General features: G+C 60.2%; 15 protein-coding genes and 1 pseudogene. 15 read left to right on the forward strand and 1 reads right to left on the reverse strand.

Going from position 1 to position 17955, the window contains the following annotated elements:
* The first annotated feature begins 473 nt into the window (after nucleotides 1-473).
* The 13 genes from M0D69_RS27640 to M0D69_RS27700 all read left to right on the forward strand — a co-directional run bounded on the left by M0D69_RS27640 (nucleotide 474) and on the right by M0D69_RS27700 (nucleotide 13332).
* Nucleotides 474-1922, forward strand: coding sequence for a mechanosensitive ion channel family protein (locus M0D69_RS27640; protein ID WP_301785046.1), 1449 nt, complete (start codon nucleotides 474-476; stop codon nucleotides 1920-1922).
* Nucleotides 1923-2044: 122 nt separating this feature from the next.
* Nucleotides 2045-3010, forward strand: a complete 966-nt coding sequence (locus tag M0D69_RS27645; RefSeq protein WP_301785047.1) for a LysR family transcriptional regulator — start codon at nucleotides 2045-2047, stop codon at nucleotides 3008-3010.
* 183 nt (nucleotides 3011-3193) lie between these two features.
* The gene (locus M0D69_RS27650; RefSeq protein ID WP_301785048.1) at nucleotides 3194-3685 is read left to right on the forward strand and encodes a hydroxyquinol 1,2-dioxygenase; all 492 of its coding nucleotides are present in this window, start codon (nucleotides 3194-3196) and stop codon (nucleotides 3683-3685) included.
* Between the two features lie 50 nt (nucleotides 3686-3735).
* On the forward strand, nucleotides 3736-4731 hold the full coding sequence (locus tag M0D69_RS27655) for a hydroxyquinol 1,2-dioxygenase (protein ID WP_301785049.1): 996 nt from the start codon (nucleotides 3736-3738) through the stop codon (nucleotides 4729-4731).
* Between the two features lie 93 nt (nucleotides 4732-4824).
* The gene (locus tag M0D69_RS27660; protein ID WP_301785050.1) at nucleotides 4825-6288 is read left to right on the forward strand and encodes an aldehyde dehydrogenase family protein; all 1464 of its coding nucleotides are present in this window, start codon (nucleotides 4825-4827) and stop codon (nucleotides 6286-6288) included.
* 2 nt (nucleotides 6289-6290) lie between these two features.
* Complete coding sequence (locus M0D69_RS27665) at nucleotides 6291-7349, forward strand: maleylacetate reductase (protein ID WP_301785051.1); 1059 nt, start codon at nucleotides 6291-6293, stop codon at nucleotides 7347-7349.
* Between the two features lie 64 nt (nucleotides 7350-7413).
* On the forward strand, nucleotides 7414-8703 hold the full coding sequence (locus M0D69_RS27670) for an ABC transporter substrate-binding protein (RefSeq protein ID WP_301785052.1): 1290 nt from the start codon (nucleotides 7414-7416) through the stop codon (nucleotides 8701-8703).
* Between the two features lie 13 nt (nucleotides 8704-8716).
* Nucleotides 8717-9439: an ABC transporter ATP-binding protein gene (locus M0D69_RS27675; protein ID WP_301785053.1), complete on the forward strand. Its 723-nt coding sequence runs from the start codon at nucleotides 8717-8719 to the stop codon at nucleotides 9437-9439.
* Between the two features lie 2 nt (nucleotides 9440-9441).
* Nucleotides 9442-10149 carry an ABC transporter ATP-binding protein gene (locus tag M0D69_RS27680; protein ID WP_301785054.1) on the forward strand — a complete coding sequence of 236 codons (708 nt, stop codon included), beginning with the start codon at nucleotides 9442-9444 and terminating at the stop codon, nucleotides 10147-10149.
* Nucleotides 10146-11012, forward strand: coding sequence for a branched-chain amino acid ABC transporter permease (locus tag M0D69_RS27685; RefSeq protein WP_301785055.1), 867 nt, complete (start codon nucleotides 10146-10148; stop codon nucleotides 11010-11012). Before M0D69_RS27680 ends, M0D69_RS27685 begins: the two co-directional genes overlap by 4 nt.
* Nucleotides 11013-11034: 22 nt before the next feature.
* Nucleotides 11035-12135 (forward strand): branched-chain amino acid ABC transporter permease, encoded by a 1101-nt coding sequence (locus M0D69_RS27690; RefSeq protein WP_301785056.1) that lies wholly within the window; start codon nucleotides 11035-11037, stop codon nucleotides 12133-12135.
* Nucleotides 12136-12144: 9 nt separating this feature from the next.
* Nucleotides 12145-12984 (forward strand): intradiol ring-cleavage dioxygenase, encoded by an 840-nt coding sequence (locus tag M0D69_RS27695; RefSeq protein ID WP_301785057.1) that lies wholly within the window; start codon nucleotides 12145-12147, stop codon nucleotides 12982-12984.
* Between the two features lie 6 nt (nucleotides 12985-12990).
* Complete coding sequence (locus tag M0D69_RS27700; RefSeq protein WP_301785058.1) at nucleotides 12991-13332, forward strand: Rieske 2Fe-2S domain-containing protein; 342 nt, start codon at nucleotides 12991-12993, stop codon at nucleotides 13330-13332.
* Between the two features lie 21 nt (nucleotides 13333-13353).
* Here M0D69_RS27700 and M0D69_RS27705 read toward each other — a convergent pair whose 3' ends face one another.
* Nucleotides 13354-14751: an LLM class flavin-dependent oxidoreductase gene (locus M0D69_RS27705; RefSeq protein WP_301785059.1), complete on the reverse strand. Its 1398-nt coding sequence runs from the start codon at nucleotides 14749-14751 to the stop codon at nucleotides 13354-13356.
* A 267-nt stretch (nucleotides 14752-15018) separates the two neighbouring features.
* Here M0D69_RS27705 and M0D69_RS27710 point away from each other — a divergent pair, with 267 nt between their 5' ends.
* Nucleotides 15019-16497 (forward strand): MFS transporter, encoded by a 1479-nt coding sequence (locus M0D69_RS27710; RefSeq protein ID WP_301785060.1) that lies wholly within the window; start codon nucleotides 15019-15021, stop codon nucleotides 16495-16497.
* Nucleotides 16485-17955 (forward strand): annotated as a pseudogene (locus tag M0D69_RS27715) (sugar ABC transporter ATP-binding protein). Before M0D69_RS27710 ends, M0D69_RS27715 begins: the two are co-directional and overlap by 13 nt.

The raw sequence follows: 17955 nt of genomic DNA on the forward strand, positions 1-17955 counted from the left end.
AGATGCTGGCAGTCTCCTGCCAAATGACCGTTTACACAAAACTAATTACACCCCCTCTCCGACTTACGATCGTTGTTGTTATCTGCAGCGCGCGCGTCAATCGTTCACACACGAACACGCTTCCGGCACGCCCGACCTTTGCCCTCGGACGTACCGCTTTGTCGTAGCTGCTCAATTTTTCGGCTCAAGGCAACACGATACGTCTTTGCCCGCGGCCGCTGTGCGGGCGGAAGCGCGAGCACGCGTGCAGCCTTTGCAGCGGCTGCACGAACAGGGCCCAAGTAATTCGCACAACGCTTGAGATTTTCAACTACGCGGATTGGCCAGGCGCTAGCAACAAACAAAAGCCCCCTCGGAAATAGTCGTGACGAAACCTCCTATATCGATACGCTTGTCAACCCCGGGTCCTCACCTGGAATTGTTTGTCGTATGCTTAGGTCCTTTCCGTCGGGAGCAGTCTTGTGAAGGATCCCATGGTTCTTGGATTCGTGCTGGTCGTGGTGGACGTCGTGCTCTGGCGCGCCGCGTTTCCTCGCCACGACACCGTTCGTCTGCTGCTCAGATTGGTGATCTTCGCGCTGCTTAGCGCATTGTTGTTCGGGTCAGCGTTGAGTCCTTTCACGCCGGCGCCGTGGCCTGAATCTCCGGGCCGCCATCTCGCCGCTCAGATCCTCGAGGTTTCGTGGTGGCTCATCGGGGCGCGGCTCCTTACCCTGTCGCTGGATGCAGCGTTCCGATCGCGTCACTGGCACAGGGAGCGCCTTTTCCAGGACGTGCTGGGCGCGCTGGTCTTTCTCGCCGCCGTAGTTGCTTCGCTTGCATTCGTGCTGGGGCTACCGGTGACGGGACTGGTTGCGACGTCGGGCGCGCTCGCCATTGTCCTGGGCCTTGCAATACAGAGCACGCTTAGCGACGTGTTCGCCGGGATCGTGCTGAATACGACCGAGCCTTATCACATCGGGGACTGGGTATCGGTGGATGGCGTGGACGGCAAGGTACTGGAAATGAACTGGCGCGCAACGCACCTGCTCACTTCCCAAGGCAATATCGTCATTGTTCCAAACGCTGTCGCGGCCAAAACGAAAATCACGAACAGCAGTCGTCCCGTGGCGCTCCACGGCGTGTCCATCGCACTGCAGATATCGCCGGAAGAACGCCCGGCTACCGTGCTTGGCGCGTTGGAACGCGCGGTGACGGGAAGCAGCATGATGCTGCAAACCCCGGCCCCCAATATTCTCATCAAGAAGGCTTCGATCAATTCGATTGAATACGAAGTCACGGTTTATATCGACGACATGAGCAAGACAATTGCCGTCACGAACCAGCTTTACGATCTATGCCACCGTCATCTTGCTGCGGCCGGAATCGAGCTCTGGCCATTGGGTGTCCCGCGGCCGCCACGTCGCGACGCTGCCGACAACCGGCGACGGCTTCTGTCACAAGTCGATCTTTTCCGCGCCTTGCAAGGCGAAGAACTTGAAGCATTGTCCGGGAGACTGTCTCGTCATGAATACGAGGCCGATCAAGTGGTGGTCGAGTCCGATACGGTGACCGACTACCTGATGATCGTCGAGTCAGGTGTCGTCTCGGTGGTGGTTGCCGGACCCTCCCGTCCGGTCGAATCCGCGCGCTTGGGACCGGGGGATTCCATCGGTGAAGCAGGCGTGCTTGCGGGGCTGCCTGTTGAAGCACAAATCATCGCGTTGACACGTGCCGTGATTTACCGTCTCGATAAAGCGGACCTGACGCCTTTGTTGAAGAGCCGGCCGGAGATCGGCCAACAGATGTGCCAGCTTCTGTCGCAACAGCAAGACACCCTGCGCAAGCTGAGCGCCGAAGTACCTGTGCCTGCAGGCACAGAGCACACGGTGCTGGACTGGTTGCGCGAAGGCATGCGCAAGCTGCACGATTTGACCACCTAGCGTTTCTATTAAGTCTTGCCTTAAGAACAATTCAGGTCCTGCGCGCGTACGTCGCGCTGCCCGGAAAAAAACTAGAATCTCCACAGAGAACAGATGTTCGAACCAATCGATCAGGAGACAGCGTGGACCTTTTCATATCGATGGAAGCGTTCGTGCGCGCAGCCGAAGCGCAGAGCTTCGCTAACGCGGCACGCCAGCTTGGCGTCGCGAAATCGGTGGTGACGTCGCGCGTCAAGCAGCTTGAAGAGCATTTCAACGTCGCGCTCTTTCACCGCTCGACGCGCGCCGTGCGTCTGTCCGAAGTGGGTGAATCGTATTATCGCGACTGCGCCCAGCTCGTCAATAAAGTCCACGAACTGTCCGGCCGCACGAGCGCCGAAACGCATTCGCTCAGCGGCACGCTCAACGTTCACGTGCTGCCTGGTTTCGCGCTGGGTCATTTTTCGCACGCGCTGATTGCCTTTCGCGAGGCGCACCCGCGTATCGAGTTCGTGGTCACGGTTAACGATCGCGTGATCGATCCGGTGCAGGAAGGATTCGATCTGGCGCTGCAAATTTATCCGCCAGCGTCGAACCTGCTGGTCGAGCGCAAGCTCTTTCCGGTGCGCGGCGTCCTGTGCGCGGCGCCTGGTTACCTCAAGGAGGAACCTGTCATAGAAACGCCGCTGGACCTGGTGCGGCACGACTTCGCGCGTTATTCGTATTACCCGTGGGGCGACAAGTGGCCGCTCATGAAAGGCAACGAATGCTTCGAGATCGCGCTCAATCCAGTGCTTAAAACGAACAGCGTGCACCTGCTGCTCGAATTCGCGCGAGCCGGCGCCGGCGTCGCGTATCTGCCCACCATGGTCGCTGCCGCCGATCTGCTCGAACGGCGCCTCGAACGGGTGCTGCCCGAGTATGCTGCACCGCCGCTATGGCTCTCGGCGGTCTATCCGGCGTCCCACAGGTCGACCACAAAAGTGAAGGCCTTCGTCGATTTCCTGCGTGCGCGATATCTGCGCGAGCCGCAGTGGGACCGGGCGCTCGGCATCTCGCCGCCAGACGACGAAACCAGGAACGTCGACGACGAACTTGGCGATGCGTGAACCGCATAACCGGCTAACCGGCACGCGGCAACCGTCTCAGTACTTTCCCTAGCGTCTTTTGCGAGCACGCATGGTTCGCCAAACGCGAACCTCGATCCATTGCCGTGTTGCGCGCGCCGCCCTAATCTTCGTTCCAAGGCAACGCGATCACACACCGTATTTCACGGAGCAATGGAGACAGATATGCAAGAGACCTATCTCGGCAGCCTCGGCAATTACCGCAAGGGCTCCATCGAAATCATCAAGGGCAAACCCGGACATTACGCCATGTCCAATGTATTCGAGGTAGCGAGCCATGCTGCGCCGTACGAAAAAGTGGTGGTCGGCAAGAACCTCAAATATGTGATCGAGACGCTCCGGGCGGAAGGGTCATCGCCATGGTTCAGCGCATCGCACGACGAGTTCGCGGTGGTGCTCGACGGCGAGATCGACGTGCATTTCATCAAGCTATCTGACGGTTCGCTCGTCAATGCCAATACAGAGGGCAGCGTGCGTCTCGAAGGCGAACCCGCGGGCCAGCCGATGGGTTACGTGCGGCTGCGTCGCGGCCATCAGGCGCTGCTGCCCGCCGGCGCTGCGTATAAATTCGAGGCTCGTGAAACAGGCGTCCTGCTGATCCAGACCATCCTGGGTCCGTGTTCCATCGAGAAGTGGGCCGAGATCTGCATTCAGTGAGTGAGGCGCGAGCCGCCCTATCGACCCGATCAACCTTCCAGGAGTAAGTCATGGACCAGACAGCAGTGCTTCAAAGCGTCACCGCAACCGACCCGGACAAGACGAGTGGTTACCGCACGTTCACGCTAGGCGATTTCGAATTCAGCCGCGACGCTTATTTCGTTACGGTCAAATGGCCGTCAAAGGGCGAGAGCCGTTCCCACCAGATGCACGCCGACGACTTCCTGCGCGCCATGATGCGCGACGTGGCGTGGGGGTTTTTCTACGGCTGGGTCAACTTCGACGAAGTGATCGGCACGCGCAATCACTACGGTCGCGTGGACATGTATGCGGGTTCGTATAACGCGAGCTTCAAGGAAGCCGGCGTCGACTACACGCAGCAGTTCGAAACGCCGCTGATCATGGCGACTTTCAAGGCGATCCTGAAGGACTGGGTCAACGAAGGTTTTGATCCGTTCGCCGCTCCCGAAGAAACGGGCTCGGCATTCGGTATCAAGCACGGCGACAACATCGGTGCAATTGAGCGTACCCGCATTGCAACGAAGCGCATGCCGGGGATCGAAGGAGATTCGCCGTTACGCGATGACCTTCCTGTCAACCGTCAGTTCGCCGATGTCGCGCAGGACGAGCCGGAGATCCACGCCGAACCGGGTTTCGAACATGATCTGCATGCGTTCAGTCTCTTCAAGTACCTGTCGCGTTCGGACGTGACGTGGAATCCGTCGGTGACGTCCGTGTGCAAGCAAAGCCTCTTTTGCCCGACGACCGAGGAATTCGTGCTGCCGGTCTTTCACGGCAACGATCGTGTGGAGTGGTTCTTGCAACTCTCCGACCAGATCATCTGGGACGTCGGCGATAAAGACACCGGCGAACCGCGCGCCCGCATCACGATGAACGCTGGTGACATTGCGGCCATGCCCGCCGATATTCGCCACAAGGGATATTCGCAAAAACGCTCGATGCTGCTCGTCTGGGAGAACGCGACGCCTGATCTGCCCAAGCGTTATGAAAGCGGTGAACTGTCGCCGTATCCCGTGCCGCTCTAAATCCTCTTTCGCTTCTCTGAGCCCCTAGTGACGCCAGTCTCGCTGGCATCGCGGGCAGGGCTGTGTCTTCAGATTCTTTCAGGTAGGACCACCATGCAAACGCAACTGTTCATCAATGGCCGCTTCGTTCCCGCCGAGAGCGGCGAGACGCTGGCCTCGCTCAACCCGCACGACAACTCCGTGATCGCCAATGTATCGATGGCCGGGCACGCCGATATCGACCGCGCTGTGGCAGCGGCAAAAGCCGCGTTTCCGAAGTGGAGCAACATGGCGGCGATGGATCGAGGCCGTCTGCTGCTCAAGCTCGCCGATGCAATCGAAGCGAATGCGGATGAACTGGCCCGACTCGAGTCGCTGGATACGGGGCATCCGATTCGCGATACCCGCAATCTCGATGTGCCGCGCACGGCCGTCACGTTCCGCTATTTCGGCGGTATGGCCGACAAGTTCCAAGGTTCGGTGGTTCCGGTTGAAGCGGGTTTTCTAAACTATGTGACGCGCGAACCGGTCGGTGTTGTCGGCCAGGTGGTGCCATGGAATTTTCCGCTGATGTTCACGAGTTGGAAGATGGCGCCCGCGCTTGCCGCCGGCAATTGCGTGATCATGAAACCCGCCGAACTCACGCCGCTCTCCAGTCTTGCGATTGCCGAACTGATGGCCGAGGTCGGTTTTCCTGCAGGTGTGGTCAACATCGTGCCGGGTCTCGGTCAGGTGGCGGGGCAATATATCGCCGAGCATCCGGAGATCAGCAAGGTGGCGTTTACCGGATCGACAGCGGTCGGGCGCAAGGTCGTGCAGGCCTCGGCCGGTAATCTCAAGAAGGTGCAACTCGAACTGGGCGGCAAGGGCGCGAACGTCGTATTCGCCGACGCCAATCTCGACGCCGTTGTGCAAGGCTCCGCGTTTGGCATCTTTCATAACCAGGGGCAGGCGTGCATTGCGGCATCGCGGCTGATCGTGCATGAAGCGATAGCCGACGAACTGCTCGAACGTTTTATCACGCTTGCACGCTCCATCAAGATAGGAGATCCGCTCGATCCGGCGACGGAGATGGGACCGCTGACGTCGCGTCATCATCGTGACCGCGTGCTCTCCTATGTCGATGTCGCACGCGAGCAGGGTGGTCGCATTTTGTCGGGCGGCAAGGCGCCGGATATCGCTGCGCTTGCCGGCGGTTGTTACGTTGAACCCACCATTGTTGCGGCCAAACCGGGCGATCGCGTGTCGCAGGAAGAGGTGTTCGGGCCGTTCGTAACGGTGAGCACGTTCGGGAGCGACGAAGAAGCATTGGCGATTGCCAACGGCACGGAATACGGCCTCGGCGCGGGCATGTGGACACGCGATCTGCAGCGCGCGCATCTCTTTGCGCGTCAGTTGAAAAGCGGCATGGTCTGGATCAATTGCTACAAGCGCGTCAGTCCGGCGTCGCCGTTCGGCGGGGTAGGTTCAAGCGGTTATGGTCGCGAGATGGGCTTTGAAGTGATGCGCGAATACACGCAGGCGAAGTCGGTCTGGGTGAATGTCGACGCGAACATTCCGCCTTATTACCCGCGTTGATCATGGACGCATTCATCTACCAGGGCTTGCCCTCGCGCGTGGTGTTCGGTGCAGGCGGCATCGACCATCTCGAACGGGAAATCGATCTGCTCGGCGCGAAACGGGTCATTGTGCTGTCCACGCCTCAGCAGCGCGAGCAGGCCAAAGCGATAGCCGAGCGACTCGGGATGCGTGCCGTCGGCGTATTTGCCAAGGCGGTCATGCATGTGCCTGTCGAGACCGCGCAGGAGGCTCGTGACTACGCTGCGAGGCTCGGCGCCGACTGCGCAGTGGCAATCGGCGGCGGTTCCACGACCGGCCTTGGCAAGGCCATTGCACTGACTTCATCGCTGCCTGTCGTCGCGATTCCGACCACCTACGCAGGCTCGGAAATGACGCCTATCTACGGCCTCACCGACGCGGGTTTGAAGAAGACCGGCCGTGATCTGCGCGTGTTGCCGAGGACCGTGATCTACGATCCCGCGCTGACGCTGTCGCTGCCTGTCTCGCTATCCGTCACAAGTGGCATCAACGCGATTGCGCACGCGGCGGAAGGACTATACGCGCAGGACGCGAATCCGATTATCGGGCTGATGGCGGAGGAAGGCATTCGCGCGTTGGGACAGGGAATCGGACGCGTGGTCGCGCGCCCCGACGATATAGATGCGCGCGGCGATTGTCTCTACGGCGCATGGTTGTGCGGCGCGGTGCTCGGCAGTGTCGGCATGGCGTTGCATCACAAGCTGTGCCACACGCTCGGTGGCACCTTCAACTTGCCGCACGCCGAGACACATACGATCGTGTTGCCCCATGCACTTGCGTACAACCGCGAAGCCGCGCCGCATGCCATGCAGCGCATCGCACGTGCACTCGGGACGACAGACGCCGCGCAAGGGGTGTTCGATCTCGCCCGTGACAACGGCGCACCGACGGCGTTGAAGGATATCGGGCTGAAGGAACCGGACATCGACATTGCGCTGGATATTGCATTGAAGAACCCGTACTGGAATCCAAGGCCGCTTGAACGCGCGGCATTGCGGGCTTTGCTGGTGGCCGCTTACGAAGGGCGACGACCGGACTGAATACCTCTGAGCCAGGCACGCAAGAAGGCCGGCGCAGCACGATAAGAGACTGAAGGAGACAAGCATGGACGATCATTCCATCGACGGCGCTCGCCGTCATTTCGTGAGGCTCGCAGCGGGCGGTGCGCTTGTTGCAGCTTCACCTTTGCTCGCGCGCATCGCAAATGCTGCGGGCACACGCACGCTGAAGATCGGTTACGTGTCGCCGCAAACGGGGCCGCTCGCGCCGTTTGGCGAAGCCGATCGCTTTATCATCGAACAGATGCAGACCGCGCTTAAGGCCGGGATTGCGATCAACGGCAAGCAGTACGCCGTCGCGATAGTGGTCAAGGACAGCCAGTCGAATCCGAACCGCGCCGGCGAGGTAGCGAACGACCTGATCCTGAAGGACAAGGTCGACATCATGCTGGTTTCGGGCACGCCCGAAACGGCCAATCCCGTGAGCGACGCATGCGAGATCAACGAGATGCCGTGCGTCTCGACCGTCGTGCCGTGGCAACCGTGGTTCTTCGGCAGGAAGGGCGATCCGAAGAAGGGTTTTCGCTTCACGTATCACTTCTTCTGGGGCCTTGAAGACGTGATCGCCGTCTACACCGGCATGTGGCAGTCGGTGCAGACCAACAAGTCGGTAGGCGGACTCTTTCCAAACGACGGCGACGGCAACGCGTGGGGCGACGGCAAGCTCGGCTTTCCGCCGGTGCTCGCGCAAAAGGGTTTTACGCTGAAGGACCCCGGCCGTTTTCAGTCCATGACTCAGGACTTCTCCGCACAGATCGCCGCGTTCAAGCAGGGCGGCGCGCAGATCGTGACGGGCGTCGTGATTCCTCCTGACGCGAAGAACTTTCTGGTCCAGGCGCGCCAGCAGGGTTTCAAACCGAAGGTCATTTCTATCGGCAAGGCACTGCTGTTCCCGACTTCGATCGAAGCGCTGGGCGATCTCGGCGATGGCCTCTCGACGGAAGTGTGGTGGTCGCCCTCGCACCCGTTCAAGTCGTCGCTGACGGGGCAGTCGGCACGTCAATTGGCCGACGCCTACGAGAAGGCGACATCCAAGCAATGGACCCAGCCCATCGGCTTCGCGCATGCGCTTTTCGAGATTGCTGTCGATGCGCTCAAGCGCAGCAAGGACGTCGATTCAAACGAAGCGATTCGCGACGCAGTGGCTTCGACGAAGCTGGACACGGTCGTCGGTCACGTCGCGTGGGGCAGCGGACCGGTGAAGAACGTCGCAAAGACGCCGCTCGTTGGTGGTCAGTGGGTCAAAGGGCAGACGCATCGCTTCGACCTCGCGATCGTGAACAACCAGCTCGCGCCGAACGTGCCGTTGTCCGGCCCGCTCAAACTGATCGGGTAGAGGAGGCACGAGAATGAGCTGCGTTCTTAGATTGATGGGCGTGTCGAAGCGCTACGGCGCGCTGAAGGTCACCGACAACATCAGCTTCGCGATCGAGCAAGGCGAAACCTATGGGATCCTCGGACCGAACGGCGCGGGCAAGACCACGCTTTTCAACCTCATCAGCGGCGATACACGCCCGGACGCCGGTGCGATCGAATTCGACGGTGCGGATATCGCCGCGCTGGCGCCGCATCGCCGATGTATTGCGGGCATCGGCCGGTCGTATCAGGTGCCGCGTCCCTTCGGCGGGATGACGGTGTTCGAGAACCTCCTGGTCGGCGCGACTTTCGGCGGCGCGCTGAAGGAGCGCGAAGCCGCCGGGCTGTGCATCGACGTGCTGGAGCGCACCGGCCTTAAGCGCCGCGCGAACCAGTTGGCGAGCACACTCACGCTGCTCGACCGCAAGCGCCTCGAACTTGCTCGGGCGATGGCGACGCGGCCGAAACTCCTGCTGCTCGATGAAATCGCGGGCGGTCTCACGGAGCCGGAGACACACGAACTCGTCGATGAAATCCGGCGCGTCAAGGAGCAAGGCGTGACGATCGTATGGATCGAGCATGTGGTGCATGCATTGCTTGCTGTCGCCGACCGGCTGCTCGTCATTCACTTCGGCAAGCACCTCGCGGAAGGCTTACCTGCTGCCGTGATGGACAACCCTGAAGTCAAGCGAGTCTATCTCGGCCTGGAGGCTTGATCATGCCGGTCATTCTTGAAACTCACGGCCTGACTGCTTTTTACGGCGACTTCCAGGCGTTGTTCGGCATCGACGTAACAGTCAACCGTGGTGAAGTGATTGCGTTGATCGGTTCTAACGGGGCGGGTAAGTCAACCTTTCTGAAGGCGCTGGCGGGACTCTTGCGCGCGCCCGCGCAGCAGATTGTCTACAAGGGTGAGCCGGTCGGCGGCATGGCGGCTGCACGCATCGTTGGCAAGGGCATTGCACTCGTGCCGGAAGGGCGGCGGCTTTTCGCGAGTTTGTCGGTGGAAGAAAACCTGATGCTCGGCGCGTATTGTTCGCGGCCCGGTCGCTGGAGTCTCGATACCGTATACGCGCTTTTCCCTGTGCTGAAGGAGCGGCGGCATCATCCGGCAACTGCGCTGTCCGGTGGGCAGCAGCAGATGGTCGCACTTGGCCGTGCGTTGATGAGTAATCCGGAACTTCTCATGTGCGACGAACTTTCTCTCGGCCTCGCACCTGTGATTGTCAGGGAAATCTATGCCGCCCTGCCGTCGATTGTCGCCGACGGCATGAGCGCGATCGTCGTCGAGCAGGACGTGCAACTCGCGCGGCGCGTGTCGAAGCGCTTCTATTGCTTTCAGGAGGGTCGCGTGTCGTTGTCGGGTGCATCGGCCGAGGTCTCCGACGAGGCCATCACGCAAGCCTATTTCGGAGCGGTCTCATGAGTTCACTGATCAACATCCTCTTGCAGGGCGTCTTGCTCGGCGCGCTTTATGCGCTCTTCGCAATGGGCCAGTCACTGGTGTTCGGTGTCATGCGCCTGACCAATACCGCGCACGGCGACTTCATCGTGCTGCTGGTGTTCGTCCTGTTCGTCCTCACGAACTGGGCTCACATACCGCTTTGGGCCGCTGTGCCGCTGCTGATCGCAATCGCGTTCGGTGCGGGTTACGCGGTGCAATACACCATCCTCAATCGCGTAAGCGGCCGCGACCCCTTGCCATCTCTCGTGGTCACGTTCGGCCTCTCCATCGTGATCCAGAATGTGCTGCAAGAAGTGTTTTCCGCCGACCCGCGCTCGCTTGCGACAGGCGGTTTCGAATCGATGAGCATTGCGTTGCCAGGCGGCATCGCGCTCGGACTCCTGCCACTGCTGACGCTTGCCATCACGGTGGCGGCCACGCTCGGGCTGCAGTGGCTGTTCGGCCACACGCCGCTCGGTCGGGCCTTCCGCGCCACCTCCGACGACCGCGAGATCGTGCAACTGATGGGTGTCTCGCCGCGCAGGACCTTCGCCCTCGCGATGAGCATCGCCTTCGTGCTGATCGCGCTTGCCGCTACGCTTTATGCCATGCGTACCGCTGTCTCTCCCTCTGACGGCCCGGCATTGCTGCTGTATGCGTTCGAGGCGGTGATCATCGGCGGGATGGGGTCGTTCTGGGGCACGTTCCTAGGCGGAATCGCGCTTGGCATCGCTCAGCAGATCGGCTTCTATTTCGATCCTGGTTGGGGCATCTGGCTAGGTCATGTGCTGTTTCTTGCGCTGCTGACGGTACGGCCTCAGGGCCTGTTGCCCAAGACTGCGTGACACCCGCTGCGAGGTGAGCCAAATGAACGTGATGAATGTGATGAATGTGAGTAAGCGAAGTTTCGAAATCCGGCGGGCGACGCGTGCAAGCAGAGTGGCGGTGTTGGTCCTCTTGATCGTCGCTGTGCTGGTCGCAAGTTTCCCCTACTGGGCGGGTCGAGACACCTTGCGCGACTTCACTCAGATCGCCGCCTATCTGGTCTTCGCGATGATGTGGAACCTGCTCGCGGGTTACGGCGGTCTGGTGTCGATCGGACAGCAGGCGTATTTCGGCATTGGCGGGTACGCGATGCTGGTGCTCGCCAACTATGGCGGCGTATCGCCCTTTGTCGCTGTGCCGATTGCCGGCGCTATCGCCGTGCTGATCGCGGTGCCCGTATCGCTCATTGCGTTCCGGCTGGAAGGCGGGTACTTCGCCATAGGCACATGGGTGATCGCCGAGGTGTTCCGCTTGACGGTCGCGAACGTGTCCTGGCTTGGCGGCGGTTCAGGCACGAGCCTGACCGCGTTACAGGACGTGCCGCGCTCGCTGCGCGAATCGCTGACGTTGTGGCTGGCGCTTGCCATTGTCGCGGCTTCTATCGGCTTGCTGTACGTGTTCCTGCGCTCTAAACGCGGTCTTGCGCTTACCGCGATGCGCGACAACGCGGTGGCGGCGAACAGCCAGGGTGTCGATGTAAAACGTGCAAGACTCGGGGTTTATCTTGTGTCGGCAGGTGGCGCCGCGCTCGCGGGCGGGCTCTATTTCGTGGGCAATCTGCGTATTTCGCCCGACGCCGCGTTCTCCGTGAACTGGACTGCCTTCGCGATTTTCATCGTGATGATCGGCGGGCTGGGTACGCTCGAAGGGCCGATCATCGGTACCCTGATATTCTTCCTGCTGAACAAGTTCTTGTCGGATTTCGGCACCTGGTATCTGATCGGACTGGGCACGCTCGCGATCGTCGTCACGATGTTTTTCCCGCAGGGATTGTGGGGTTACGTATCGCGACGGTTCGGCCTGCAACTTTTTCCCGTCGGCCGGCGTGTCGTGTTCCTCGACACCGGACCCTCGGTTTCAGCCGCGCCTAAAGAATCCGCGGAATCCGCGGAATCCGCGGACCCCCTGCATGCTGCACCTTGAGGTAAGACGATGAAAGACCAGAACAGCGAGACCATCACCGAAACCGTGCTGCAGTCGTTCAGCGGCTGCACCAATCCTCGTACCAGGGAGATCATGACTGCGCTCGTGCGGCATCTGCACAACTTCGCTCGTGAAGTGCGGTTGACGCAAACGGAGTGGCGGCAAGGCATCGAATTCCTGACCGCGACAGGTAAGAAGTGCGATGGCATTCGCCAGGAGTTCATTCTGCTATCCGACACGCTCGGGCTGTCGATTCTGCTCGACGCCATTAACAACCGCCGTGAAGGGGAGTCGACGGAGAACAGCTTGCTCGGACCGTTCTATCGTGAAGGAGCGAAGGACGCCGCCTTCGGTGCGAACATTGCGCAAACCGAGGGTGAACCCGCGTTGTTTCATGGACGTCTTGTCGACATGCATGGAAAGCCGGTAGCCGGCGCACTCATCGAGGTATGGCAGACGGCTGCCAACGGCATGTACGAAGGGCAGGACCCCGAGCAGCCGGAGAGCAACCTGCGCGGCCGGTTCCACTCGAACGCGCAAGGCGAATATGCTTTTCGCGCGATCAAGCCCACCAGCTATCCGATACCCGACGACGGTCCGGTCGGCAAGATGCTCGCGGCTACCGGCCGCCATCCGATGCGCCCGGCGCATGTGCATTTCCTGATCGAAGCGCCGGGTTACGAGACCGTGACGACAGCCTTGTTCTCATCCGATGACAAGTACGTTGAATCGGATGCGGTCTTTGGTGTGAAGTCGTCGCTGGTCGTGGAGTACGTGCTCAGGGAAAACAAGGGAGCGGAGCCGTACTACGAGGTGGAGCGCGACTTCGTGCTGATCGCGAAGGAGTGAGAAACCATGGGCGATCGAGTAAGCGACAGCGCTCATCTCTGCACCCTCGACGACGTGCCGGACGGCGGAGGTTTTGAGGCGCGGGCTGAAGTGCTCGTGCTGCGCAGAGGAGACAGCGCATGGGCCTATCGCAATGTATGCCCGCACTTTTCGATCCCGTTGAACTACGAACCGAACACATTCTGCGCCTATGGCGGCGAGCTTCTCATGTGCGCCCATCACAGTGCGATGTTTCGGTTCGAGGACGGCGTGTGCGTGGATGGTCCGTGCCTTGGCGCGAGCCTGACACCCGTGCCGATCCGCATCGAGGACAGAAAAATATTGGTCGACGAACAAGGTCCTTGTTAGCCTTAAACAGAAAACCGTTCGTTACTCGAGCGAACTCAACGCTTCCTTGCGCTTAACGGCCTCGATGTCCCGATACCTCGCACCCGGATGCTCGGCCGGCAACAAACGCCCTCTGCCGAACAGCTTTTCGCGCAACGTGCCAGACGTATATTCCTTGCGATAGACGCCACGCCGCTGCAACTCCGGCACCAGATAATTGACGATGTCCTCGAAGGTCTCGTGCGCGACCGCATAAGCGAGATTGAAACCGTCGACACCGGTCTCTTCCACCCAGGTTTGCAGAATATCGGCAACAGTTGCCGCGGAACCGACGAAGACCGGCCCCATGCCGCCGATACCGCCCCATGCCGCGAGTTCGTCGATCGTCCACGACTTCGCGCCCCCCGCCAGATGTTCAATGGCCGAGACAATGGCGTTGGTCTCCACCTTCCTGACCAGATCGGTCGGCGCGTACTGGCCGAAGTCGACGCCGGTCCAACCCGACATGAACACGAGCGAGCCATCGTACGAGGTGTAGCGGCGGTACTCTTCGAACTTCGCCTGCGCCTTGGCATCCGTCTCGTCGACAATGACCGTGACCAGGTTATAGATCAGCAATCCGGCGGCGTCACGCCCGGCCCCCGCGGCCTGGTGGCGAACGTCTGCGACATAACTCTTCAACACCTCCTTCGTCGGGGCGGCGACGAATACGCACTCGGCGTGCTGAGCCGCGAACGCTTTACCCGAACCAGACGCGCCAGCCTGATAGAGCACCGGCGTGCGCTGAGGTGAGGGTTCGCAAAGATGGTAGCCGGGCACGTCGAAGTATTTTCCGTGGTGACCTATCTCATGGACCTTCTCGGGATGCGTAAAAACCCGGTTGTGACGGTCCCGGACCACGGCGTCCTCCTCCCAGCTTCCCTCGAAAAGCTTGTACAGCACCTCGATATATTCCGCCGCCACTTCATAGCGGTTCGCGTGCTTGCGCAAGCCGCCTTCGCTGATATTCTTCGCGCCGCTTTCCAGATACGACGTCACGATATTCCATCCAACGCGGCCTTTCGTATGGTGATCGGCAGTCGAGAGGCGGCGTGCGAATGTGTAAGGATGCTCGAAGGTCGTCGACGCCGTGATGCCGATGCCCAGGTGCTCGGTCACCATTGCGATGGGCGCCGCGAGTTGCAGCGGATCGTTGACCGGGATCTGCGCCGCCTGATGGATCGCGTGGTAGTTGCTGCCTTTGTAGACGTCGTAATAACCGATTACGTCGGCTATGAAGATGCCGTCGAAGAAACCCTTCTCGAGAATTTTTGCAAGATCGGTCCAGTATTTGAGGTCCTTGTATTGCGATGACCGGTCGCGTGGATGAGACCACAAGCCCGGCGACTGATGACCGACGCAGTTCATCTCGAACGCGTTGAAATGGATGGTTTTGCTCATGGCTGTCGATTGCTCGATTTTCTCTTTAATTTCTCTCTAAGAACCAGACAATGTAGTCGCCGAATCGATCGACCGCTCTAACGATTTCAGCTTTGCATATGTGCGTGGCTGTAAAGACGAGTGCATCGAGCGAACCCTTGCCGCAGATCATCGGTGCTTGCCCTTGAGCCGTTCATATCGAAAGAAAAACTTGTTCTTTGCCTGACACGATAGCTATCCGTATAAAGCTTCTTTGCCGTGGAACCCCATCAAGCAAGGAGGCGCATCTTGAGCACCGTCGACATTGAAACCGTCTTGCCTGCGTCATTGCCGATTGGATCGGCCAGTGACGTATCGCGCCTGATCAACAACAGCCGGTCGAAGAACACTCACGCTCGCGTGATTGTTATGCTCGCGTTAGGCGGTGTGTTTCTCGACGCTTACGATCTCACGACACTTTCATACGGCATTCAGGACGTCACGCGCGAATTCAATTTGACCCCTGCGCTAAGCGGGTTTGTCAGCTCATCGATCATGATCGGAACCATACTCGGCAGTCTTGCCGGAGGGTGGCTTACTGACAAAATCGGCCGCTACCAGGTCTTCATGGCCGACATGCTGTTCTTCGTTGTCGCAGCCATTGCAGCGGGGCTTGCGCCGAATGTCTGGGTACTGATTGCGGCACGCTTCGTGATGGGATTGGGCGTTGGCATCGACTTACCGGTGGCGATGGCGTTCCTTTCTGAATTCTCCAAGTTCAACGGGCGCGGGAACAAGGCGTCGCGGCTCGCGGCGTGGTGCCCGATGTGGTACGCGGCGTCGTCAGCGTGTTTTCTGATTGTGTTCGCGTTGTACTTTTTTCTGCCTGCTCAGCATGCAGACTGGCTCTGGCGGGCATCGCTCATCTTCGGGGCGGTGCCCGCGCTGGTCATCATCATGGTCCGCAGCAAGTTCATGAACGAGTCGCCGTTGTGGGCTGCGAACCAGGGCAATCTGAAAGAAGCGGTGCGTATCCTGCGCGAGTCGTACGGCATTCACGCACATGCCGTGGACGACGCGCAGGAACAGAAAGTGTCGAAGCAGCCGCCGGTCAAATTCCGCGTGTTGTTCCAGCGGCCTTATTTGCAACGCACGCTGGTCGCCAGCGTGATGAATCTCTGCATCCCGTTTGAATACACCGCGATCGCCTTTTTCCTGCCGTCGATACTGTCGCAATTCCTCGGCGCGGGTGTGTTCGAAACAATCGCAGCGTCGCTTGGGCTTAACCTGCTGTTTGCACTGACAGGTGGTTTGCTCGGCATGCGTCTCGCCTATAAATTCCCATCGCGGCATGTTGCAATAGCAGGCTTTGCGTTGCAATTCGTTTCGCTGATCGCGCTGGCGCTGATCGGACATCCGCAGGCGGCGCTGGGTATCGGACTCGCCGTCCTGATGTTGGGCACATGGTTGTTTGCTGAAGGTTTTGGCCCCGGCGCGCAAATGATGATTTATCCGGCGTTGTCTTATCCGACTTCGATTCGCGGCACGGGTGTAGGTTTCGGCCGGTCGCTTGCCGGTATCGGCAGTGCGTTGGCGTTGTTCGTATTGCCCATCCTCAAGGCGCGTTTTAGCACCGACATGTTCTGGATCGTAGCGTTGGCAGCCGTAATTCCGATCGTGTTCCTCGTGTTGATCCGCTATGAGCCGACCGCACATGATATCGACGACGAAGATGCGCCCACGCCAGGGACAACGGCCACGACCTCACGGCCGGCCTGCCAGTGTTAGTCGCGCGCTCGGTGTCGAAACGCTTCGGCCCGACCGTTGCGCTCGATCGATTCGATCTTTCGATAGCGGCAGGCGAAGTCGTCGCGTTGATGGGCGCTAACGGGGCGGGCAAGTCGACCATCGTCAAGATACTGAGTGGCGTGTATCCCGGTGACAGCGGCTCGCTTGAACTGGACGGCAAACCGTACGCACCGGCCTCACCGCAGGAAGCGAAGGCGCTGGGCGTAGCGACGATGCACCAATCGATCGCTGATACGGTCGTGCCGGCTCTGTCGGTTGCGGACAACCTCTTGCTCGATCGTTTCAACAACGCGGCCACGCCATGGTTCGTCGGGCCTACGGCGCGGCTGGAAGAGGCGCGTTCCATCGCCGCGCATGTTGGCCTCGATGTCGATCTGCGCGCGCCGCTCTATACGCTGTCGCTTGCGACGAGGCAGCTTGTCACGCTGGCCCGCGCCCTCGCAGACAAGCCGGCAGTCCTGATACTCGATGAACCGACGGCAAGTCTTTCATCTGCCGAAGCCGAACGTCTTTTTACGGCTCTCGATGCGTTGCGCAAGCGTGGTGTCGCGATGCTGCTGGTGTCGCATCGGCTCAGCGATCTGAGGCGAATGGCGGACCGCGTGGTGATCGTCCGGGATGGCCGCCTTGTCGCGAACCTTAAGCCTCCACTCGATTTCGATGGCGCCATCGAAACGATGATTGGCCGCGCGTTGCCGAAGACGCGAGAGCGTCGAACTGTACCCTCGACTGCGAATCAAGGGCTTCAGGTTCGAGGCTTGAAATTGTTCCCGGGTACGGATGGCCCGTCGATAGACTTCGATGCTGCCCGCGGCGAGATTGTCGCGTTCGCGGGGCCGGTGGGCGGCGGCAAGTCGCGGCTTGCCCGAACGCTCTTTGGTATCGAACCGGTTGTAGCCGGCACGATGACACTCGATGGCAAGCCATGGCAACCAAGCTCCGCCGGCGGGGCGATTCGCTCGGGCGTCTTCCTTGTTGGCGAGGACCGCTGGCATACGTCGCTCTTTCCTGACAGCGTGCCATTTGCATCGATTGAGGGCACGTTGAGTTTCCCGTTCCTGTCGCGCTGGTTCAAGGCCGGATGGATAAACAGGTCGCGCGAACGCCGGCAGGCCGAATCCGCAATCAAGCGCTTTTCCATTCGATGCAACGGCCCCGAGGATCGCGTGGTCAATCTCTCGGGCGGCAATCAGCAAAAGGTCGTGCTGGCGCGTTCGCATGCGGAACCCGCCCGCGTACTGCTGCTCGACGAGCCGTTCCAGGGTGTGGATGCTGGCGCTCGCGCGGACATCGGACGCGTTGCGCGCGAGTGCAGCGGGGCGGGTGACGCTGGTATTCGTCAGCGCCATCGAGGAGGCGTTCGAAGTGGCAGACCGTGTGCTGCGCTTCGATCGTTCGATTATTGAAACAAGCATTGAAGATCTTGCCGGAGCCTGA

Source organism: Caballeronia sp. SEWSISQ10-4 2 (assembly GCF_030464885.1).
Lineage (GTDB): Bacteria > Pseudomonadota > Gammaproteobacteria > Burkholderiales > Burkholderiaceae > Caballeronia.